The organism is Actinomadura livida (assembly GCF_014648675.1).
Classification (GTDB): domain Bacteria; phylum Actinomycetota; class Actinomycetes; order Streptosporangiales; family Streptosporangiaceae; genus Spirillospora; species Spirillospora livida.
On record NZ_BMRO01000005.1, the window covers coordinates 87,330 to 108,769 of the forward strand.

Below are 21,440 nucleotides of genomic sequence, written 5' to 3' on the forward strand. Positions count from 1 at the left end.
GACGACGGCGCGCGGGTTGCCTGTGGGGGGACGACCCCCCACGCCCCCCGGTTCGCTCCGCTCATCCGAAGCTGACCCCTCTCCGTCCCGCCCTTCGGAGAACCAGCGGAGGGGGGTGCCCGGGAATGCGCATGCACGCGCATGGGTTCTCACCGGTCCCACCAGTGAGGACGAGACAATGGCGAAGCAGCTTTACGAGCGCGGCAAGCCCCACCTCAACATCGGCACGATGGGGCACGTCGACCACGGCAAGACGACCCTGACCGCGGCGATCACCAAGGTGCTCGCCGAGCGCGGGACCGCGTCCGCCGTGCCGTTCGACCGCATCGACCGCGCGCCCGAGGAGCGCGACCGCGGGATCACCATCAACGTCGCGCACGTCCAGTACTCGACCGCGACCAGGCACTACGCCCACATCGACATGCCCGGCCACGCCGACTACGTGAAGAACATGATCACCGGCGCGGCGCAGGTGGACGGGGCGGTGCTCGTCGTGTCCGCGCAGGACGGGGCGATGCCGCAGACCCGCGAGCACATCGTCCTGGCCCGCCAGGTCGGCGTCCGGCACATCGTGGTGGCCCTCAACAAGGCCGACATGGCCGAGGACACCGAGCTGCTCGACCTCGTCGAGCTGGAGGTGCGGGAGCTGCTGTCGGAGTACGGGTTCCCCGGCGAGGAGATCCCGGTCGTCCGGGTGTCCGGCCTGCGGGCGCTGGAGGGCGACCCGTACTGGACGGCCCGCATCGGCGACCTGCTCGACGCGATCGACGCGTACGTGCCGGTGCCGCCGCGAATCCTCGACCAGCCGTTCCTCATGCCGATCGAGAACGTCCTGACGATCACCGGGCGCGGCACCGTCGTGACCGGGGTCGTGGCGCAGGGCCGGATCGGCGTCGGCGACGCCGTGGAGGTCGTCGGGCTCGGTGAGTCGTTCGGCACGGTCGCGACCGGCCTGGAGACCTTCGGCCAGTCGATGGCGCACGCCGAGGCGGGCGACAACACCGCGATGCTCCTGCGGGGCGTCAAGCGGGACCAGGTCCGCCGCGGCCAGGTGGTCAGCGCGCCGGGCGCGATCCAGCCGCACCTGCGGTTCCGGGCGCGCGTCCGGGTGCTGACCGCCGACGAGGGCGGGCGGAGCAGGCCGTTCTTCCACGGGTACCGGCCGCAGTTCCACTTCCGCACCACGGACGTGGTCGGCGACATCGACCTCGGCGGCGAGGGCGGCATGGCGCTGCCGGGCGACTCGGTCGAGATGACGGTCGAGCTCGGCAAGCCGGTCGCCATGACCGAGGGCCTCGGCTTCGCGATCCGCGAGGGCGGCCGGACGGTCGGCGCCGGCACGGTCACCGAGGTGCTCGGCTAGCGGGACGGGGCCCGGCGGGATCACTCGCCGGGCCCCCTGCGCTTTGGGGGCGAACCGCCACGTCCGAGCGACCCGGTGGTGAATGACCGACTGGTCGCGAATCGCTGGCGGAAGCGATCTTGTTGTGGTGGAATGCCGCTGTCATCCCCGCTGACACCCCCCACTGGAGAATGTGTGCGATCCCCCCGCGCCCTGATTCCCCTGTTCTCGGTCTGCGCGGCCGCCGCGGTCGTCACCGCGGCCGCCACCGGCGCCGGCATCGGGGACATACCGGGCGGCGGCGACTCCGCCCGCGCGGACGGGACCGTGGCCCATGCCGACGGTGCCGCCGTGGGCGCGCACCCCGTGACGATCAACGCGATGACCTGGAACGTCTGCGGCGACGCGGAGCCCGGCTGCCCGCTCGGCACGGACCCCGCCGGCCTCGGCAAGAAGATCGTCCAGCGGATGAAGGCCACCGAGGTGGGCGGGCGCACGGTCAGCACGAACGCCGTCCTCCTCCAGGAGGTCTGCGAGGGGCACGTCCGCGGCTTCAAGAAGACCCTGGGCAAGTGGAGCTGGGCGTTCGCGCCGCTCCCCAAGGGCCCGGACTGCGCGCGGGGCCAGGGCCGCCTAGGCGTCGCCATCGGCACCGACGCCCCGCTCACCCACGCGGAGGAGACCGAGCTGCCCGCGCCCGCCGGCCGGGCCCCGCTCGCCCTGTGCGGGGACGTCCCGTCCTGGACGACCCGGGTCTGCGTCACGCAGCTCGACCCGGCCGAAGGCGACGACTGGCGGCACAAGCAGGCGAACGCCCTCGTCGACCTCGCCGGCCCCGGCCGCGTCCTCGTCGGCGGCGACCTCGCCGACGTCCCGGACAGCCCGTCCCTCGACCCCCTCTACGAGGCCTACGCCGAGTGCGACCAGACGGGCTCGTCCCGCACCGGCGCCAACACCCGCCAGAACTGGCAGGGCACAGCGGTCGACAAGACCGACTACCTCTTCACCACCCGCTCGGCCGCCGTCTCCTGCAGCGTCCCCAACACCCGCACCGCGGCCTCCGACCACCGCCCCCTCTCCGCCGCCGTGAGGTACTGAGCCCGATCAAAGGCGAAGGGCGCCCCGAACTCCGGGGCGCCCTTCGCTTGCGTGTCAGTGGACGGCGCGGTCGTGGCCTTCCCAGTAGGGCTCGCGGAGTTCGCGCTTGAGGATCTTGCCCGTGGGGTTGCGGGGGATCTCGTCGCGGCGCTCGACGGTGCTGGGGCACTTGAAGTGGGCCAGGCGCTCGCGGCAGAAGTCGATGATGTCCTGCTCGGACAGGTCCTCGGACAGCACGACGAGGGCCTTCGGGGTCTCGCCCCACTTGTCGGACGGGACGCCGATGACCGCGCAGTCGGTGACGGCCGGGTGGCCCATCAGGACGTTCTCGATCTCGGCCGGGTAGATGTTCTCGCCGCCGGAGACGATCATGTCCTTGACCCGGTCGTGCATGTAGATGTAGCCGTCCTCGTCCATGTAGCCGACGTCGCCGGTGCGGAACCAGTTGTCGTCGGAGAGGGCGGACGTGGTCGCGTCGGGCAGGCCCCAGTAGCCCTTCATGTTCTGCGGGGTCTGGCAGATGATCTCCCCGACCTGGCCGGTGGGGACCTCCTCCTGCGTCGCCGGGTCCACGATCTTGATCTTCGTGGTCGCGTTCGGCACCCCGGCGCTGCGCAGCCGGTGGGTGTTCGGGCCGTCCGGGTCGTGGTCCTCCGCGGGCAGCATGGTGATCGCCCCGGTGACCTCCGTGAGCCCGTACACCTGCATGAACTCCGTGCCCGGCAGCATCCGCATCGCGCCGCGCAGCACGTCCTCGCTGATCGGGGACGCGCCGTAGAGGAGGAGCTTCAGGCTGGACATGTCCGCCTCGGCGACCTCCGGGATCAGCTGCATGAACTGCAGCAGGACCGGGACGAGGAAGATGTGCGTGACCTTGTGCCGCTCGATGCCCTTGGCGATCAGCGTCGGGTCGGGCTCGCGGGCGATCACGCCGGCGAGGCCGTTGTAGATGGAGGAGACCGAGAGGACGTTGCCCGCCACGTGGTACATCGGCATGGCGATCATCAGGATCGACGACTCGTCGATCTCCCAGACGTCGTTGGTGACGGTCAGGGCCGCGAGGAAGTTGTCGTGCGTCAGCATGACGCCCTTGGGGCGGCCCGTGGTGCCCGACGAGTAGAGCTGCACGAACACGTCCGAGGAGGCGGGCTCGTACTCGGGCGTGGTGTCGGGCGCGGCGTCGATCCAGGCGGCGTAGTCCTGGTAGGCGGTGTCCCCGCCGTTGATGACGACGCTGAGGCTCGTGTGCTCCAGCTTGTCGGCGATCGCGTCCAGGACGGGGATGAACTCGGGGCCGACGATGAAGACCTTGGCCTTCGCGTTGTTGACGATGTAGGCGACCTCGTCGGGCGCCAGCCGGTAGTTCACCGGGACCTGGACGGCGCCGAGCCGAGCCGCGCCGAACAGCTGCTCGACGTACTCCAGGGAGTTCTTGTCGAGGATCGCGACGCGGTCGCCCTGCACGACGCCCGCGCCCGCGAGGGCGGAGGCGACCCGGTCGACGCGCCGGTCGAAGTCCCCGAAGCTGATTTCGGTGTCGCCCGCGATGTACGCGATGCGATCGGGATGCGAACTCGCGCGTTCGCGCAGTACCTCGGTCAGAACCGCCACGATAGGCCCCTTCGCCGATAACCGCCTGTTTAGCCTGGTTGTCCCGGCATCATGCGGCCATCGGCGGTGCCCCGGCAAGAGGGCGGGACCACTTGGCTAGTTACTTTTTGACATCTTGGAGACCGCGGTCACGGCAAGTACCACCACGACGGCGATGAGTCCGATGAAGAAGAAGAACTTCAGCATCGACAGGATCGACCCGATGACGGTCATCACCAGCCACACCGCGAGAATCACACCGAGAACGGTCAGAACTGTCTTACCCATGCCTTCACCGTATGCGCTCGGTCCGCGGAGGTCATCACCCTTGGGGACGACTCTGCGACGCCATCCCCCACCGTGAGGCGGAGCCCCACCCTGACCCGGGCCAGGGGGCGGCCGGGTGCCGCGCGCGGGTCAGTCGCTCAGGGTCTCGTCGATCGCGCGGAAGGTGGGGCAGGGCCAGCGGGCCATGCAGGCGCGGCAGCGGTGGATGGGCGCCCCCGGGTCGCTGCTGATGCCGCCGGACTCCTGCGGCCGGTGCAGATCGAGGAGCCGGACGCCGAGCTCGGCGAACATGATGACCTCCTCGCGGGCGCCCGCGAGGAACGAGAGATCCTCCCGGGACAGGCGCGCCTTGACCGGGACGAAGCCGTTCCTGTTCATCAGGCGGTAGAGGTACTGGGTGGACGTCCGCCACGAACTGGACTTCGCCGAGCGCGTGCGGATCGCTTCCAGGCGTTCGCGAACCCGGGCCTCCCTCGGATCGGCCTGCCGCCCATGCCGCTGTTGCACCTGCTCAGCCTCTCCTACTCGGGGCCCCCGCGAGGCGGGAACCGGGAGAACAACGGACCGCCCGCGGACATCGCCACTGGCGAGATCATGACATCACGGTGCGTAGTTCTCAAAGCGTGTGGACTACCCGAGCGGCGACACGCCCATGCCGCAAGGGACTTGGTCAACTGTCTGGCCCACGGGCCGTTCGCGAGATAGTGTGCCGGACGTGGAGCTAAACGTCTCGACCACGTCTCAGGAGGATCACGCCGTCGTTACGGCGGTCGGTGAGCTGGACCTCTACACCGCGCCACGGCTGCAGGCGGCCCTCGCGGGCCTCCTGCGCGACCAGGTCGACCGCATCGTGGTCGACCTGAGCGGCGTCGAGTTCTGCGACTCGACCGGCATGAACGTCCTGCTCGCGGCCATGAAGCGGCTCAAGGAGCAGGGCGGCTCGCTGGAACTCGCGGCACCGCGTCCCGCCGTCAAGCGCATCCTCCAGGTCACCGGGCTCGACACCGTGTTCACCGTGAGCGACGCGGCACCCGCCATGGACGCGGGCTGACCCGGTCCGTCCCTTATCGTCCGTAAGGCTGCCCACCGGCGAGAGCCGGGGGCGGCCCCTTCCGCACGCCCCCGCCCGGCCGGGGGGTGAAGCGCGTTCGCCCCGCGGGCCGCCGCGCCGGAAACGGGCCGGGGCGTTCCCGCCGGCGACCCCCGCGGCCCGCCCGTCCCCGGCTACGATCGCGGATATGCAGGACGTAGCGGTGATCATCCCGGCCAAGGACGAAGCCGACCGCATCGCGGCCACCGTCAAGGCCGCGCACGAACTTCCCGGCGCCGACCTGGTCGTGGTCGTCGACGACGGCTCGTCCGACGGCACCGGGCGGGTGGCCCGCGAGGCCGGGGCGAGGGTCGTCCGGCACAGCCGCAACCGCGGCAAGGGCGCCGCGATGGAGAGCGGCGCCGAGGCCGTCCGGCTCCTCGACGACGGCCGCGAGCAGCCCCGCCACCTGCTGTTCCTCGACGCCGACCTCGCCGAGACCGCCCGGGACGCCGCGCCGCTGACCGAGCCGGTGCGGTCCGGCGAAGCCGACATGACGATCGCCGTGTTCACCACGACGGTGAAGCTCGGCGGGCACGGCTTCGTCGTCCGGCTGTCCCGCGACGGGATCCGCCGCGCCACCGGCTGGGAGGCCACCGCCCCCCTGAACGGGCAGCGCTGCCTGACCCGCGCCGCGTTCGACGCCGCGCTGCCCCTCGCCGCCGGGTTCGGGGTGGAGACGGCGCTGACCATCGACCTGCTGCGCGAGGGCTTCCGGGTGCGGGAGGTCGAGGTCCCGCTCGCGCACCGCGCCACCGGGACCGACCTGCGCTCCCAACTGCACCGCGCACGGCAGTTCCGCGACGTGGCGCGGGCGCTCGCCGTGCGCGAACCCGCGGTGACCCGCCGCCTGGACCGCCTGCGCGGCAACCGCCGGTGACCCGTCTCGGGACGGGCGGGCTGTGCGGCATCGGCCTCAGCCTCGGGTGCTTCCTCGCCACCGCGCTGCTGGGCCCGTCCGTCTTCCAGCCCGAGCTGGAGGGCGCCGCCGCCGAGCCGCCGTACTCGCTGGCCGTCCACCCGTCGCCGTACCTGGTGATCGGCCTCGTCGCCGCGGGCGTGCTGGCCGGGGCGGCGGGGCTGGGGCTGTGCCTCGCCGCCGTCCGGAAAGGGTGGCGCGTCCGGGCGTTCCCGCTGGCCATGGCGGGGCTGCTGGCCGCCGTCGCGTTCATGATGATGCCGCCGGTCGGGTCCACCGACCACCTGAACTACGCCTCCTACGGGCGGATGGCGGCGACGGGCCACGACCCCTACGACACCAGCGCGGCCGAGCTGGCGCACGACCCCGTCGCCGGGGCGCCCGAGGAATGGCGCACGACCCCGTCGGTGTACGGGCCGATCGCCACGGGCGAGCAGGCGCTCGCCGCCTGGATCGGCGGCGGCTCGGTGCGGCTCACCGTGTTCGTCCTGTCGGTCGCCAACACGCTCGCGTTCGCGGCGACCGCGCTGATCCTCTACCGGACGGCGGGCACTGCCGAACGGCGGCTCCGCACGGCGCTGCTGTGGACGTGCAACCCGCTCGTGCTGTTCCACCTGATCGGCGGCGCGCACAACGACGTCCTCGCGATCGCGCCGATGGTGGCGGCGCTCGCCCTCTTCGGCGCCCGCACCCGCTGGTTGCGGGCCGGATGGGTGCGGGCGCTCGCCGCGGGCGCCCTCGCCGGGGCCGGCGCGGCGGTCAAGCTGCCCGCCGCGCTCGTCGCCGGCGGCCCCGCCTGGGCGCTGCTCCGCGGGGTGCGGCCGGGCCGGGTGCGGCGCTCCATCGCGGGCCTCGTCGCCCTCGCCGGCGGCGCGGGCGCGGTCGCGGCGCTGTCGTACCTGCTCGCCGGACCGCACGCCCTCGACCAGGTCCGCGAGGCGAGCGGCATGGTCTCGTTCGCCACCCCCTGGCATCTGCTGGACGAGTGGTTCGGCCGCGGCGCGCGGCGGGACGTCATCAAGGCGGGTGCGCTGCTGCTCGGGCTCGTGCTGTTCGTGCTGCTCGCCCGCACGCTCCCGCGCGAGGACGTCCCGCCCGGGGGAGCCGTCGCGCCGGGGGACGCGCCGGACGGGGAGCACCGCCGCATCGCCGCGGCGTTCGTCCTCGCCTGGCTGTTCGCCGCCCCGTACGCGCTGCCCTGGTACGACGGGTTCGGCTGGGCGCTGCTCGCCCTGCTGCCCTGGACGCGCGTCGACTGGATCCTGCTCGCCCACACGGCCGCGCTCAGCCTCGCCTACCTCCCGGCCCGCGCGCCCGCCCGGATCAGCCTGCCGGACGACCTGTCCTGGCTGTTCACCTTCGTTCGCCCGAAGGTGATTCCGTGGACGCTGGTCGCGATCCTGGCGATTCTGGTGGTGCAGAGTCTTCGTTTCTCAGGTCGATCTCCAGCGACCGCACGCCGGCCGCGAGCATCAGCGGGGTCGCCAGGCTGAGCGAGACCGACAGGATCACCACGCCGGAGTCGTTCACCAGCATGCCGATGACGCCGACCGTCAGCGCGGAGATCAGCGCGGGACGCATCGTCACGCTGTGCTCGTAGGCGCGCTGCAGCAGCGACACCCGCCACCGCGTCGGCCGCGCCAGCACGAAGAACAGGAACACGACCGCCGCGGCGATCGCCAGCGTGTACGGCCAGTACCCGAGGCTGTTCACCATCGCGTCGAACTTGCGGGTGACGACGCCCCACGCCTCGCCGTCCATGAGGTCGCGCCAGAACCGGCCGAGGTGCGTCGGGTTCTCGCTCCGCGAGTTCAGGTAGGAGATGAACAGCACCAGCGCCGCGCCGGCCAGCGCGAACGGTACGAGCGTGACCGGGGAGACGCGCCGTCCGGTGACCATCAGGCCGAGGACGGCGAACGCCGGGACCATCGCCAGCACGCCGCCGAAGTCGCTGCCCCACGCGGGGAGCCCGTCCACCGCGACGGCGAACACCCCGATCACCACGACGATCCCGAGCGCGAGCCCCTTGCGCCCAGCGCGCAGCGGGTACTCCGACAGCCATGCCGCCGTCAGGATCGACGCGACGGCGAACAGCGAGAACGCCTGGTTGCCGAACCCGTAGAAGCGTCCGGCGACGAGCGCCGTGTACCCCATGAGCGTGTTGAGCTGGAGGTTCGACCCGGTCATGACGTCCAGCGCGAGGACGGACGCGGTGATGCCGGTGATCACCAGGCCGGGCGCGAACAGCGACCGGCGCCACGGCCCGGCCAGCGCCAGCCCGGTCAGCAGCCCGGCGAAGCCGAGCATGGTGCAGATCAGCACCGGGGTCGGATGCTCGGCCCGCCACCACGGCAGCAGCCCGGCGAGGAACGACGCGCCCGGCGCCGCTCCCCCGAGCAGCGCGATCACGCGGGTGCCGCCGAGTATCCGGGCCCGCGAGCTGCGGTCGCCGCCGAGCCGCCGCAGCGCGAGCGCCGCGATGCCGTACAGGACGAGCTGCGTCGCGAAGAGCACCCAGTAGAACGACGTCTGGACGGCCCGGATCCCCTGCGCGGCGACGTCCTGGTCCTCAAGGGCCTCGACGCGTTCGAGGGTGGTGTCGGCCGACGGCTCCGGCCGCCAGACCGACCCGACGGCCTGCTTCGGCTGCGGCAGCCCGAGCAGTTTCAGCGTCGTCGCGGTGACGTCGGTGAGCGTGACCAGGCCGTCCTGCCGGGTGGCGCCGGACGTCATGTAGCCGGGCTCGTAGGCCGTGCCGCCGCCCGCCCCGCCCTTGGCGATCGCGACGCGCAGGTGCGGGTCGACGCCGATGTCGGACAGCCCGGCCAGCAGGACCGTCGTCCCTTCCGGGAGCCCGGTCATCACCTGCCCGACCCGGCGGTCCGCGGCGGCCGCGGCCTCGGCCCGTGTGGTCTCCGAGAGCGGGACCTGCGCGCCCTCGTGGTCGACGCCGGCGTCGATGTAGGCGCGGAACAGGTCGTCGACCTCGACCGCCGCGAGCGGGCAGGCCGCCCAGTCCGCGGCGGTCACCCGGTCCGGGGACGGGACGTAGCGGTCGACCCGCCCGCCGCCGTTGCCGAGCCCGAACACCGCGCCGGGCCCGACCGCCAGCGTGCAGCCGCCCGCCTTCTGGACCGCGTCGCCGAGCAGCCCGATCTGCGCGTGGTAGTTGGTGTCGGCGTTGTCGCTCTTGATCGCGGGCCAGCCGGGCGCGACCGCGCCGCCCTCCGGCACCTGGCCCGCGGGGGAGTCCTGCCCGGCCGGGATCGGCGTGGCCGGGAGCGCGCAGTCGCCGTGCGGCAGCCGGGACCGCTGGCCCGCCGACACCGTCAGCCACGCGTCCGTCGGGCACGTCGCGACCCGCGTCGTACGGACGCTGAGGCTCGCCGCGGAGCCCTGCCCGGTCAGCCCCCACAGGGCGGGCGTCTCCTCCTCGCCGATGTCGCTCCACAGCAGCCCGGGCACGCCGATGATCACGACGCGGCCGTCGATCGCGGCGGAGCTCCGCTGGGAAGCGCTCTCCGGAGCCGCGGCCTGGGCGTGCACCGGGAACAGCCCGGAGAGACCCGTCAGCACCGCGACGAGGGTCGCGAGGAACATGGCGATCTTTGCTCCCCGCGAAGTCATGGCGCACAGGTTACAAGAGCCATACCAACGCCGTGGGGCCATATCCTGCGGCTGTGGACGGTCCCGAGGCGCAGGTTGTGAGCGAAGCCCGCGATGAGGCCCGTGCCGGGGACGAGCCCGTCCCGGCCGCCGGACGGCGGTGGCCGCGGGCCGATCTGCTGATCCTCCTGGCGGGCGTCGTCGTCGCGGCGGCCGCGGTGACGCCCGTCGTCGTCCGCTGGCTCGGCAACCCGCCCGACCAGCGGCTCGTCGACCTCGAGGTGTACCGGGACGGCGGCCGCGCCATCCTGCGCGGCGCCCCGCTCTACGACGTGCTCACGCAGCCGCCGCAGCTGCTGCCGTTCACCTACCCGCCGTTCGCCGCGGTGCTCGCCGTCCCGTTCACCCTGCTGTCCTGGCCCGTCGCCCAGGCGGTGTGGACGGCCCTCATCTACGCCGCGCTGGTCGTCACGGTCTGCTACGCCTTCCGCGACCTCATCCGCCGGTTCGGCCGCTGGGCGCCGCTGGCGGCGGGCGTGCTCGTCGCGGCGATGACGTGGCTCGAACCCGTCCGGGACCAGTTCCGCTTCGGCCAGGTCGGGCTGTTCCTCCTCGCCATGTGCCTGGCCGACTGCTGCGCCCGCACCGCCCGGTGGCCGCGCGGGATGCTCGTCGGCCTCGCCGTCGCGATCAAGCTGGTGCCGGGCGTCTTCCTCATCTGGTTCCTGATCACCGGGCGGCGGGAGGCGCTGGGCAACGCGGTGCTCACCGCGGCGGCCGCCACCCTCGCCGGGTTCGCGCTGCTGCCGTCCGACTCGGCCGACTACTGGTTCGGCGCGCTGCTCCAGGGCGGCGACCGGACGGGCGCGGTGGACGGCACCACCAACCAGGCCGTGCACGGCATCGTCGCGCGGATCTTCGACGAGGGCCCCGTCCGCACGCTCGTGTGGGTCGTCCTCGCCGCGGCCGTCGCGTACTACGGGTTCCGCTGGGCCCGCCGGTCGTCCCGGGTCGCCGCGCTGCTGACCGGGCCGGACGCCACGAGCCTGCTCCTCGGCTCCGTCGCGATCGTCGGGCTGCTGTCGGTCGCGCTGTCCCCGGTGGGCTGGATCCACCACCTCGTCTGGATGATCGCGGTGATCGCGGCTTTGGCCGGTGATGGCCGGGACACGCGAAGATGTCTGTTCGCGCTCGCGCTCTGGCTGCTCTTCCTGTTCCCGATCCCGTGGTGGGCGCGGGCCATGATCGGCCCGGAGCACTCCCTGGTCTCGGTTTTCACGGGCGAGGTGCTCCGCGACACGTTCGGCGCCGCGGCCCTCGCGTCGGTCGTGCTGCTCGGCCACTGGCTCGTAAAACGTCTCGATCCGCGAGTAGATCACGAGGATTCTTCGCGGCGGGAGGTCAGGGTGGGTACGCTCAGCCCGTGATGCTTGTCGCGGTGGCCGTCGCCGGCCTGGTCGCGGGTGTTGCGGGCCTGTCCATCGCGGTGGTCGCCCACAACCGGGTGAACCAGGTCGTCGGCGAGTGCGGGGAAATGCTGAGGCGCCAGCTTCAGGTCGCCAGCGGTTCGGTGGACGAGCGCGCCCTGCGCGACCTCGCCATCGTCCATTACGACGCCCTCAAGGAGATGTCCGGGCACCGCTCCTTCTCGCTCGCGTTGATCAACGCGGTGGGGGACGGGATCGTGATCAGCTCCATCAACGGGCGGACGGAGACGCGTACCTACGCAAAGGCGATCCAGGGCGGGCACGCCGTCGAGATGCTCTCCCCCGAGGAGAACCAGGTCCTGCGGGCGGCGCGGCTCGGCAAGGGGCCCATCGTGTCGATGGACGACCCGCTCGCCGACTTCGGCAGCGGCGACCGCACCCCCAGCGCCCGCGCCTGACGGCCCCGTGGCCGCAGCGGGCGGTCTTTACCGGGCGGGCGGTAAACTCGGCGTTCTCACCTCGCTTCTCGCCGAGGCGCTTCCCACTCACCAGTAACACGCACCCGGGGGACCCGTGACCGCAGACGACAGGACAGCGCGCTACGCCTACCTGGGTCCGCGGGGCACCTTCACCGAGGCCGCGCTGCTGACCCTCCCGGGCGCGGCCGAGGCCGAGCACGTCCCGTACGCGACCGTCCCCGCCGTCCTGGAGGCGCTCCGCCGCGGCGAGGCCGACACCGCCGTCGTGGCGCTGGAGAACTCCGTCGAGGGCTCCGTCCCCACCACGCTGGACGAGCTGGCCACCGGCGAGCCCCTGCAGATCGTCGGCGAGATCCACCTTCCGGTCTCGTTCGCGCTCCTCGTCCGCCCGGGCACCGCGATGGACGACATCAAGACCGTCGCGTCCCACCCGATCGCGCAGCCGCAGTGCCGCCGCTGGCTGCTCGACAACGTCCCGCACGCCGAGTGGCGCGCCGCCACGTCCAACGCCGAGGCCGCCCAGCGCGTCGCCGACGGCCACTACGACGCGGCCCTCGCCGGCTCGTTCGCCGCCGCCCGCTACGGCCTGGCCGTCCTCGCCGAGGACATCCACGACGTCGCCGACGCGGTCACCCGCTTCGTCGTCCTGCGGCGCCCCTGCACCCCGCCCGCGCCCTCCGGCACGGACAAGACGACCGTCGTCGCGTTCATCGGCGAGGACCACCCGGGCGCCCTGCTGGAGATCCTCACCGAGTTCTCCGTGCGCGGCATCAACCTCACCCTGATCCAGTCGCGCCCGACCGGCGCGGGCCTCGGCTCCTACCTGTTCTGGATGGACTTCGAGGGCCACGTCGCCGACGCCCGCGTGGGCGAGGCCCTGATGGGCCTGCGCCGCGTCTGCTCCGACGTGCGCTTCGTCGGCTCCTACCACCGCGCCGACCAGGTCCAGCCGGAGATCCGCCGCGGCACCCACGACGACGACTTCGCCCAGGCCGCCGCCTGGGTCGAGGCCATCCGCACCGGCCGCGCCTGAGCTCGCCCGGAAATCAACCGGGGGCGGGACGTGTTGTGGAAGGTTCAACCGTTCCGAGAGAGGTGCCCTCCCATGCGCGTCGAGATCTGGTCCGATGTCATCTGCCCCTGGTGCTACATCGGGAAGCGGCATTTCGAGCACGCGCTGGACAAGTTCGAGCACCGCGACCAGGTCGAAGTGGTGCACCGCGCGTTCCAACTCGACCCGTCGTTCCCCAAGGGCGAGACCGTCGACGTCGCCGACATGCTGGCCGGCAAGTACGGCATGTCGCGCGAGCAGGCCGTCGAGATGAACCGCCAGATGGAGGAGCGCGCCGCCGGAGTGGGCCTGGAATACCACCTGGAGGACGGCCGGGCGGGCAACACCGCCGACGCGCACCGCCTCGTCCATCTGGCGGCGGAACAGGGTGTGCAGGACGCGTTCGTCGAGGCCCTCTACAAGGCCCACTTCACCGACCGCCGCTCCGTCTTCGACCACGACTCCCTCGTGAAGATCGCCGAAGAGGCGGGCCTGGACGCCGGCACCGCCCGCGAGACCCTCACGACCGGGAAGTTCACGGCCGACGTGGAGGCCGACCAGCGCGAGGCCCGCGAACTCGGCGCGACGGGCGTCCCGTTCTTCGTCGTCGACGGCCGCTACGGCGTCTCCGGTGCCCAGCCGGCCGAAACGTTCACGCAGGTCCTCGACCGCGCCTGGGCGGACGCGCGTCCCAAGCTCACCACGATCGGCGACGACACCGGCACCTGCGCGGACGACGGATGCGCCGTCCCCCACAACAACCCCTGACCGGCCTCGGGAGGCCGGCGAGGTCTCCGGTGACCGAGATGTGACCACCTGGTCGGGTTCGGCGGTAAACGGATAGTCGATCTCGGGCGTCGACTCCACAACACCCCCAAGTGGAGAGGCCCTCCATTGCGCCCCTCGTCAGCCCTCTTGGTCTCCGCCGCCGCCGTGGCGTCGGCCCTGTACGTCCCCGCGACCGCCCACGCGAACACGGCGTTGCCGCCCGGCGGCCATGCGACGGCAGGCGCCGCGGAGGTCCGGAAGGTCGCGCGGTTCGCCGGCTTCGACGCAGGCCCAGAGCCGAGTTGGTACGACGGCTGGAGGCGACTCAGCGGGCGCCTGGTAGCCGATGTCGATGGGGTCGCCTACGGACTGGCCGGTGTGCGCGTGTTCGTGGAGTTCTCCACGAACGGCACGGACTGGACGCGTGTGACGTCTCAGACCACCTCTGCCGACGGGACGTTCGACATGACAACGGTCGGGACAGAGGACGGCTACTGGCGCGCGCAATACCCGGGCAACAACGAGTACACGCCGGCCGTGAGCGGTTCCGACTATGTCGATGTCAAGTACCGGACATCGATCCAGTACTACAACGCCTCGCCGGAGCCGGTGAAGAAGGGCGCGTACATCACGGTCAAGGGCCTGCTGTACCGCTACATGCCCGCCGGCAAGCCGGGGCCCGGCGCGAACATCCACATCTACTTCAGGCCCAAGGGGTCGTCGACCTGGACGAAGATGGCAATCACGAAGACCGCGACGAACGGCTGGTTCAACAAGAAGTTCAAGGCGTCGCAGGACGGTACCTGGCTCGCCAGGTACTGGGGCAGCAGTACCTACGTCGGCTCCAACCAGCCGGCCGACTACGTGGACGTGCGCTGACGTAGGGTGCGTGGGTGGTCCAAGACTTCGACGCCTACGAGCGGGAACTGTGGGACGGGCGCGCCGACGCGTACGAGAAGGGGTTCGCCCGGCTCACCCACTACATGATCGATCCGCTGCTGGACGCCGCCGGCGTCGCCGAGGGGACGCGGTTCCTCGACGTCGGGACGGGGCCCGGGTTCGTGTCGCGGGAGGCGGTCCGGCGCGGTGCCGACGTGTCGGCGATGGACGCGGAGCCGGGCATGGCCGAGGCGGCCCGCCGCAACGTCCCCGGCCTGGACGTGCGCGTCGCGGTGCTGCCCGAGGTGCCGTTCGGGGACGGGGAGTTCGGCGCGGTCGCGGGCAACTTCGTCATCAACCACGTCGGCGACCCGGCCGTCGCGCTCGCGGAGCTGCGGCGCGTGCTGCGGCCGGGCGGGCGGCTGGCGCTGAGCTGCTGGGTCATGCCGGGCAGCGGGGCCCTCGCGATCGTCCGGGAGGCGATCGCGGAGGCGGGCGTGCCGTGGCCCGACGACATCCCCGAGCCGCCGTTCATGGAGTACGGCGAGCCGGCGGCGTTCCGGCGGCTGGTGACGGAGGCCGGGTTCGGCGAGGTCGCCGTCGAAGAGGTGACGTGGGAGCACGTCACCGACGCCGAGCGATGGTGGGAGCTGGGCGCCCTGGCCAGGATCGGCACCAACGGCGTCATCGTCGGGCGGCAGGACGCGCCGACCGTCGCGCGGATCAAGGACGCCTACGACCGCATCGTGGCCCGGCACGCGGTGCGGGACGGCTCGCCGGACGGAAGGGTCGCGCTGCCGGCGCACGCGCTTCTCGCCAGCGGAGTCCGCTGACACCGGCGATACTCGCGCGCACGGGCCCGGCCGGGCCGGTAGCCTCGGGTCTGTGATCGACCTGCGAGCTCTTCGAGAGGATCCCGAGCGGTTGCGCGCTTCGCAGCGCGCCCGCGGCGAGGACGAGACCGTCGTCGACCGGCTGCTGGACGTGGACGGGAGGCGCCGCTCGGCGCTGACGTCGTTCGAGCAGCTCAGGGCGGAGCAGAAGAGTTTCGGCAAGTCGGTCTCCAGGGCGAAGGGCGACGAGCGGCAGGAGCTGCTGGCCCGCGCCAAGGAGCTGGCGCAGGAGGTCAAGGAGCGCGAGGCGGAGGCCGACCGGCTCGGCGAGGAGCTCGACGCGCTGCTGAAGAGCGTCCCGAACCTCATCGAGGACGGCGCCCCGCCCGGCGGCGAGCAGGACTTCGTCGTCCTGGAGCACGTCGGTGAGCCGCCCGAGTTCGACTTCGAGCCCAAGGACCACCTGGAGCTGGGGGAGAGCCTCGGCGCGATCGACATGGAGCGCGGCGCGAAGGTGTCGGGCGCGCGGTTCTACTACCTGACCGGCGTGGGCGCGCGGCTCCAGTACGCGCTGCTCAACCTCGCCATGGAGCAGGCCGTCGCGGCCGGGTTCGTGCCGATGTACCCGCCGGTCCTGGTGAAGCCGGAGGCGATGGAGGGCACCGGGTTCCTCGGCGCGCACGCCGCCGAGGTGTACCACCTCCCGCAGGATGAGCTGTACCTGGTCGGGACGTCGGAGGTGCCGCTCGCCGCGTACCACATGAACGAGATCATCGACGCCCTCCCGCGGCGGTACGCGGCGTGGTCGTCGTGCTTCCGCCGCGAGGCCGGCTCGTACGGCAAGGACACCCGCGGCATCATCCGCGTCCACCAGTTCGACAAGGTGGAGATGTTCTCCTACTGCGACCCGGCCGACGCGCACGAGGAGCATCTGCGGCTCCTGGAGTGGGAGAAGGAGATGCTCGCCAAGGTCGAGATCCCGTACCGGGTGATCGACGTCGCGGCGGGCGACCTCGGCTCCAGCGCGGCCCGCAAGTACGACTGCGAGGCGTGGGTGCCGACGCAGAACACCTACCGCGAGGTCACCTCGACGTCGAACTGCACCGAGTTCCAGGCGCGGCGCCTCGCGGTGCGGTTCAAGGACGCCGACGGCAGGAACCAGCCGGTCGCGACCCTGAACGGGACGCTGGCGACCACCCGGTGGATGGTCGCGATCCTGGAGAACCACCAGCGGGCGGACGGCACGGTCCGCGTGCCCGAGGCGCTGCGGAAGTTCCTCGGCCAGGACGTCCTGGAGCCGGTGAAGCGCTGACACCCGGCGGGGGTTTGTCCCGGACGTGGCTTATGGTGTGTCCCATCTGCCCTGGAAGGTGACATGACCCATCTCTCGCCGCGCGTGGTCGCCACTGACCTCGACGGGACGATCGTGCGCTCCGACGGGACCATCTCCGACCGCACCGTCGCCGCCCTGGCCCGTGTCGAGCGGGCCGGGGCGATGCTCGTCATGGTGACCGGGCGGCCGCCGCGCTGGATGAAGGAGATCGCCACGGCCGTCGACCACCACGGCGTCGCGATCTGCGCGAACGGCGCGGTGCTGTACGACCTGCACACCGAGACCGTCCTGCAGACCAGGGAGATCCCGCCGCCGGTGATCGCGGAGGCGGTGGGGCGGCTCCGCGCGGTCGCGCCGGAGCTGCGGTTCGCCGTGGAGCACCCGGACGGCTTCGTGTTCGAGAAGAGCTACCTGCTCGGCCGCTGGGACGCGGCGGCCCTCGGCGGCCGGCCGGTGGACTTCGAGGACCTCGTCGACCGCAGCGGGACGAAGCTGCTCGCGTTCCACCCCGAGGCCGACCCCGACGCGCTCTCGGCGAAGGCGATGGAGGCCGTCGGCGACCTCGTCACCGTCACCCACTCGTCGGGGCGGGGCCTGCTGGAGATGAGCGCGCACGGCGTCACGAAGGCCAGCGCCCTCGCCGCCCTGTGCACCGAGCACGGCCTCACGTCCGACGCCGTCGTCGCCTTCGGCGACATGCCGAACGACCTGCCGATGCTCACCTGGGCGGGCACCTCGTACGGGGTCGCGAACGCGCACCCGCTCGTGCTCGCCGCCGTCACCCACAAGACGTCGCGCAACGACGACGAGGGCGTGGCCGAGGTGCTGGAGCGCCTCTTCCCGTGACGCCGCGCGCCGCGACCTACAGGTAAGGGCCCGACGAACGCGATCCCGGCGTGTCGTCGTCCGCGGCGGCGCCCGGGGGCATCATCCCGGCGGGCAGGGCGCGGCGCATCTGCTCCAGCTGGGCGCGCGCCGCCATCTGCTGGGCGAACAGCGTCGTCTGGATGCCGTGGAACAGGCCCTCCAGCCAGCCGACGAGCTGCGCCTGCGCGATCCGGAGCTCCGCCTCGCTCGGCACGCTCCCGTCGGCGAACGGCAGCGACAGCCGCTCCAGCTCCTCGACCAGCTCCGGCGCGAGGCCGTCCTCGAGCTCCTTGATGGACGACTTGTGGATCTCCCGCAGCCGGGCCCGGCTCGCCTCGTCCAGCGGGGCGGCCTTGACCTCCTCCAGGAGCTGCCGGATCATCCCGCCGATCCGCATCACCTTCGCCGGCTGCTCGACCATCCCGGTCACCGACTTGGTCTCGTGCTCGCCCTCGGAACCGCCCTCCATGGCGATGCCGCCCGGGCCGACCACGAGCACCTGGGGTTCCTGTCCGGACTCGTTCTTCGAAGGGTCGCTCATTGTCCTCCTATCCTCATACGGTCAGCAGGATCTTGCCGACGTGGCCGCTCTCCTCGAGCAGCCGGTGCGCACTCGCCGCGTCCGGCATCGGGAACCGCCGGTCGACGACCGGCCGGACGGCGCCCGATTCCAGCAGCGGCCACACATTTTCGCGTACTCCCGCCACGATCTCCGCCTTCTCCGCCGGCGGGCGGGAGCGCAGGGACGTCGGGTGGACCAGCGCCCGCTTGCGGAGCAGCTTGCCGATGTCCAGCTCGGCCTTCGCGCCGCCCTGCAGCCCGATCACCATCAGGCGGCCGCCGACGGCCAGCGCGTCCACGTTGCGGGCCAGGTACTTCGCGCCGATCACGTCCAGGATCACGTCGTACGGGCCGTGCTCGGCGAAGTCGTCCTCGCGGTAGTTGACCGTCACGTCCGCGCCGAGCTCCCGGCAGCGGGCCGCCTTCTCCGCGCTGCCCACCGTCGTCACGACCCGCGCGCCGCGCGCCTTCGCGAGCTGGATCGCGTGCGTCCCGATGCCGCTGCCGCCGCCGTGGACGAGGAGCGTCTCCCCTTCGCGCAGCCCGGCGAGCATGAAGACGTTCGACCACACCGTGCACGCGACCTCCGGCAGACCGGCGGCGTCGACGACGTCCACCCCGCGCGGTACCGGGAGCACCTGCGCGGCGGGCACCGCGACCCGTTCGGCGTACCCTCCCCCGGCGAGCAGCGCGCACACCTCGTCGCCCACATTCAGGCCCGTGACGTCCGGGCCGAGCTCCGCGACCCGCCCGGACACCTCTAGCCCCGGGTACGGGGAAGCGCCCGGTGGCGGGGGGTAGAAACCCATCCGCTGCATGACGTCCGCGCGGTTCACCGCGCTGGCCACGACGTCGATCAGTACCTCGCCCGGCTTCGGCGCCGGATCCGGGACCTCCGTCCACTCCAGGACGTCGGGGTCTCCCGGCTCGCGGACAACGATCGCATGCATACCAGTCACGCTACCGGGCGATCCGGACCCGCCCGTTACCACGCCAACGTCGATCTCCACGCGGGATGCGTGGTATTGGTGCACGGGTATCCTGCACGGGGACCTTTTTGCCGACCTGCTCCGTGTTGATCATCAGAGGCGTGCCCGAGGGGGAAGAACGGTGGCAAGGAACGAGCACGACGGGCGTTCCCTGGAGGAGCGGCTGGCCTCTCTGGACGCGATGAGCGGCGAGCCGGCCGGGCAGTCCCCCGCCCCGGCCGCCGAAGGGGAGCAGAGCGCGGGGCCCGCCCCCGCCGAGAAGGAGAACGCGCCCCCGGAAGAGGACGCCCAGTCCCAGCCCCAGTCGCCGGTCGAGCAGACGGACCCGAACGCCAACCCCTGGCTCGCGGCTCCCCCCTCCTTCCAGCAGCCTTCCGAGACCGGCTACCCGCAGCAGACCTTCGGCGGTCCGCCGCAGCCCCCGCCCTACGAGGGCGGCCCCCTGCCGCAGCCGTTCGACGGCGGGATGCTGCCCCCGCCGTACACCGCCGGCTACCCGGGGTACGACCCGTCCCAGCCCACGCCGCCGCCGTACGCGCCGCAGCAGTCGCCGTACGACGCCAACGGCAACGCCGCCCCGCCCCTCGACCAGCTCCCGCCGTACCCGGCGGACCAGCAGGACCCCGGCGCCGCGGGCCAGCCGTACCAGCCGATCGACCCGGCCACGGGCCAGCCCTTTCCCCAGGACACCGACGCGTCCGGCCAGCCCTACGTCCCGATCGACCCGAACACCGGCCGTCCGGTCCAGCCGGACCCGAACGCCACCACGCAGTACACGCCCGCGGACCCCACCACGGCCCAGCCCTTCCCCCAGGACCCGAACGCCGCGGGCGGGCAGTACCAGCCGGTCGACCCGAACACCGGTCAGCCGTACGCGCAGGATCCCAACGCAGCGGCTCAGCAGTACCAGCCGGTCGACCCCAATACCGGCCAGCCGTACGCGCAGGATCCCAACGCGGCGGCTCAGCAGTACCAGCCGATCGACCCCAACACCGGCCAGCCGTACGCGCAGGACCAGAATGCGGCGGGGCAGTACCAGCCGGTCGACCCCAACACGGGCCAGCCGTACGCGCCCGACCCCAACGCCCCCGGTCAGCCGTACCCGGTCGACCCGAACACGGGTCAGCCCTATGCGCCGGTCCCGAATGCGGCGGGGCAGTACCAGCCCGTCGACCCGAACACCGGTCAGCCGTACGCGCCCGACCCCAACGCGGTGCCCCCGCAGTACCAGCAGATCGACCCGAACACGGGCCAGCCGTACCCGCCCATCGACCCCAATACGGGCCAGCCCGTGCAGGGGTACGGGTACCCGCCCGCGCTCAACCAGATGATGCAGCCCGCGCCCGGCCACCCCGGCCAGCAGCAGCCGCAGAACGCCGACAGCCTCAGCTCCGAGAACCTGCTCGGCGAGCGGCGCATCGCCCCGTCCTCGGGATGGCGGCGCGCCGTCTACAAGGCGACCGCGGGCGGCATCCACCCCGGCGAATCGCAGAACGAACTGCGCCGCAAGGACCTGATCGCCAGGGCGCGCACCGTCGTCGCGGGCGGGCACCACCGGGTCGCCGTCATGTCCCTGAAGGGCGGCGTGGGCAAGACGACCACCACCACCGGGCTCGGCTCGATGCTCGGGTCGCTGCGCGGCGACCGCGTCATAGCGGTGGACGCCAACCCCGACCGCGGGACGCTGTCGGACAAGGTGCGGCTCGAGACGGCCGCGACCGTCCGGGACCTGCTCAACAACCGGGACCAGATCCACCGGTACGCCGACGTGCGCGGCTTCACCTCGCAGAACGAGGCGCGGCTGGAGATCCTCGCGTCCGACCGGGACCCGGCGGTCAGCGAGGCGTTCAGCGCCGAAGACTACGCGGCCGTCGCGGTCGTCCTGGAGCAGTACTACTCGGTCTGCATCACCGACTGCGGCACCGGGCTGCTGCATTCGGCGATGGCGGGCGTGCTGAGCCTCGCCGACCAGCTGGTCCTGGTCAGCTCCCCGTCGGTGGACGGCGCCCGCTCCGCGAGCGCCACCCTGGACTGGCTGGAGGCGCACGACCACGGGCACCTCGTCCGCAACGGCGTGGTCGTGCTGTCGATGGTCCGCAACCGCACCCGCAGCCAGGTCGACCTCGACAAGCTCCAGGCGCACTTCGAGAGCCGCTGCCGCGCCGTCGTCCGCATCCCGTACGACGACCACCTGGAGGAGGGGGCCGAGGTCGAGCTGGAGCAGCTCGCCCCCGCGACGCGGGAGGCGTACCTGCACCTCGCCGCCGTCGTCGGCGACGGCTTCGCCTTCCAACGTCCCACCGACTCCTGATCTCCGGCG

General features: G+C 72.3%; 19 protein-coding genes and 1 pseudogene. 14 read left to right on the forward strand and 6 right to left on the reverse strand.

The features are described from left to right. Window positions 1-178: 178 nt before the first annotated feature. Both tuf and IEZ03_RS13125 read left to right on the forward strand, forming a co-directional pair. Window positions 179-1,363 carry an elongation factor Tu gene (gene tuf, locus IEZ03_RS13120; RefSeq protein ID WP_184878271.1) on the forward strand — a complete coding sequence of 395 codons (1,185 nt, stop codon included), beginning with the start codon at window positions 179-181 and terminating at the stop codon, window positions 1,361-1,363. Between the two features lie 174 nt (window positions 1,364-1,537). Next, window positions 1,538-2,440 carry an endonuclease/exonuclease/phosphatase family protein gene (locus IEZ03_RS13125; protein ID WP_184878274.1) on the forward strand — a complete coding sequence of 301 codons (903 nt, stop codon included), beginning with the start codon at window positions 1,538-1,540 and terminating at the stop codon, window positions 2,438-2,440. Between the two features lie 54 nt (window positions 2,441-2,494). Here the strand turns inward: IEZ03_RS13125 and IEZ03_RS13130 are convergent, their stop codons facing one another. The 3 genes from IEZ03_RS13130 to IEZ03_RS13140 all read right to left on the reverse strand — a co-directional run bounded on the left by IEZ03_RS13130 (window position 2,495) and on the right by IEZ03_RS13140 (window position 4,825). After that, window positions 2,495-4,051 (reverse strand): long-chain-fatty-acid--CoA ligase, encoded by a 1,557-nt coding sequence (locus IEZ03_RS13130; RefSeq protein ID WP_184878276.1) that lies wholly within the window; start codon window positions 4,049-4,051, stop codon window positions 2,495-2,497. A gap of 96 nt (window positions 4,052-4,147) precedes the next feature. Beyond that, a complete protein-coding gene (locus tag IEZ03_RS13135; protein ID WP_184878278.1) occupies window positions 4,148-4,318 on the reverse strand; it encodes a hypothetical protein in 171 nt (56 codons plus the stop codon). 129 nt (window positions 4,319-4,447) lie between these two features. Next, window positions 4,448-4,825 (reverse strand): hypothetical protein, encoded by a 378-nt coding sequence (locus tag IEZ03_RS13140; RefSeq protein WP_184878280.1) that lies wholly within the window; start codon window positions 4,823-4,825, stop codon window positions 4,448-4,450. A gap of 208 nt (window positions 4,826-5,033) precedes the next feature. On the opposite strand from IEZ03_RS13140, the gene IEZ03_RS13145 reads away from it, so the two are divergent. The 3 genes and pseudogenes from IEZ03_RS13145 to mptB form a co-directional block, all read left to right on the forward strand. Next, window positions 5,034-5,369, forward strand: coding sequence for an STAS domain-containing protein (locus IEZ03_RS13145; RefSeq protein ID WP_184878281.1), 336 nt, complete (start codon window positions 5,034-5,036; stop codon window positions 5,367-5,369). A gap of 187 nt (window positions 5,370-5,556) precedes the next feature. Continuing rightward, a complete protein-coding gene (locus IEZ03_RS13150; protein WP_184878283.1) occupies window positions 5,557-6,288 on the forward strand; it encodes a glycosyltransferase family 2 protein in 732 nt (243 codons plus the stop codon). Window positions 6,289-6,443: 155 nt separating this feature from the next. Next, window positions 6,444-7,124: pseudogene (mptB, locus tag IEZ03_RS37835) on the forward strand (polyprenol phosphomannose-dependent alpha 1,6 mannosyltransferase MptB); the annotation flags it as partial. 556 nt (window positions 7,125-7,680) lie between these two features. On the opposite strand, the gene IEZ03_RS37840 reads toward mptB, so the two are convergent. Further along, window positions 7,681-9,954, reverse strand: a complete 2,274-nt coding sequence (locus tag IEZ03_RS37840; protein WP_229808264.1) for a hypothetical protein — start codon at window positions 9,952-9,954, stop codon at window positions 7,681-7,683. A 53-nt stretch (window positions 9,955-10,007) separates the two neighbouring features. On the opposite strand from IEZ03_RS37840, the gene IEZ03_RS13160 reads away from it, so the two are divergent. The 8 genes from IEZ03_RS13160 (at window position 10,008) to IEZ03_RS13195 (ending at window position 17,549) form a co-directional block, all read left to right on the forward strand. Further along, on the forward strand, window positions 10,008-11,360 hold the full coding sequence (locus IEZ03_RS13160; protein ID WP_229808265.1) for a glycosyltransferase 87 family protein: 1,353 nt from the start codon (window positions 10,008-10,010) through the stop codon (window positions 11,358-11,360). Continuing rightward, window positions 11,360-11,818: a DUF4446 family protein gene (locus IEZ03_RS13165; protein ID WP_184890219.1), complete on the forward strand. Its 459-nt coding sequence runs from the start codon at window positions 11,360-11,362 to the stop codon at window positions 11,816-11,818. The genes IEZ03_RS13160 and IEZ03_RS13165 overlap by 1 nt, the downstream gene beginning before the upstream one ends. A 115-nt stretch (window positions 11,819-11,933) precedes the next feature. Beyond that, window positions 11,934-12,872, forward strand: coding sequence for a prephenate dehydratase (pheA, locus tag IEZ03_RS13170; protein ID WP_184878288.1), 939 nt, complete (start codon window positions 11,934-11,936; stop codon window positions 12,870-12,872). A gap of 72 nt (window positions 12,873-12,944) precedes the next feature. After that, on the forward strand, window positions 12,945-13,658 hold the full coding sequence (locus IEZ03_RS13175; RefSeq protein ID WP_184878291.1) for a DsbA family oxidoreductase: 714 nt from the start codon (window positions 12,945-12,947) through the stop codon (window positions 13,656-13,658). Window positions 13,659-13,805: 147 nt separating this feature from the next. Next, window positions 13,806-14,537 carry a hypothetical protein gene (locus IEZ03_RS13180; protein WP_184878293.1) on the forward strand — a complete coding sequence of 244 codons (732 nt, stop codon included), beginning with the start codon at window positions 13,806-13,808 and terminating at the stop codon, window positions 14,535-14,537. 14 nt (window positions 14,538-14,551) lie between these two features. Continuing rightward, the gene (locus tag IEZ03_RS13185; RefSeq protein ID WP_221480475.1) at window positions 14,552-15,370 is read left to right on the forward strand and encodes a class I SAM-dependent methyltransferase; all 819 of its coding nucleotides are present in this window, start codon (window positions 14,552-14,554) and stop codon (window positions 15,368-15,370) included. A gap of 52 nt (window positions 15,371-15,422) precedes the next feature. Beyond that, window positions 15,423-16,682 (forward strand): serine--tRNA ligase, encoded by a 1,260-nt coding sequence (serS, locus tag IEZ03_RS13190; RefSeq protein ID WP_184878295.1) that lies wholly within the window; start codon window positions 15,423-15,425, stop codon window positions 16,680-16,682. A 63-nt stretch (window positions 16,683-16,745) separates the two neighbouring features. After that, window positions 16,746-17,549, forward strand: a complete 804-nt coding sequence (locus IEZ03_RS13195) for an HAD family hydrolase (protein WP_184878297.1) — start codon at window positions 16,746-16,748, stop codon at window positions 17,547-17,549. Between the two features lie 16 nt (window positions 17,550-17,565). Here IEZ03_RS13195 and IEZ03_RS13200 read toward each other — a convergent pair whose 3' ends face one another. Continuing rightward, on the reverse strand, window positions 17,566-18,111 hold the full coding sequence (locus tag IEZ03_RS13200; protein ID WP_184878299.1) for a bacterial proteasome activator family protein: 546 nt from the start codon (window positions 18,109-18,111) through the stop codon (window positions 17,566-17,568). Between the two features lie 13 nt (window positions 18,112-18,124). Continuing rightward, on the reverse strand, window positions 18,125-19,081 hold the full coding sequence (locus IEZ03_RS13205; RefSeq protein WP_184878301.1) for an NAD(P)H-quinone oxidoreductase: 957 nt from the start codon (window positions 19,079-19,081) through the stop codon (window positions 18,125-18,127). A gap of 160 nt (window positions 19,082-19,241) precedes the next feature. Here IEZ03_RS13205 and IEZ03_RS37845 point away from each other — a divergent pair, with 160 nt between their 5' ends. Further along, window positions 19,242-21,431 (forward strand): MinD/ParA family ATP-binding protein, encoded by a 2,190-nt coding sequence (locus IEZ03_RS37845; protein WP_229808266.1) that lies wholly within the window; start codon window positions 19,242-19,244, stop codon window positions 21,429-21,431. Window positions 21,432-21,440 lie beyond the last annotated feature (9 nt).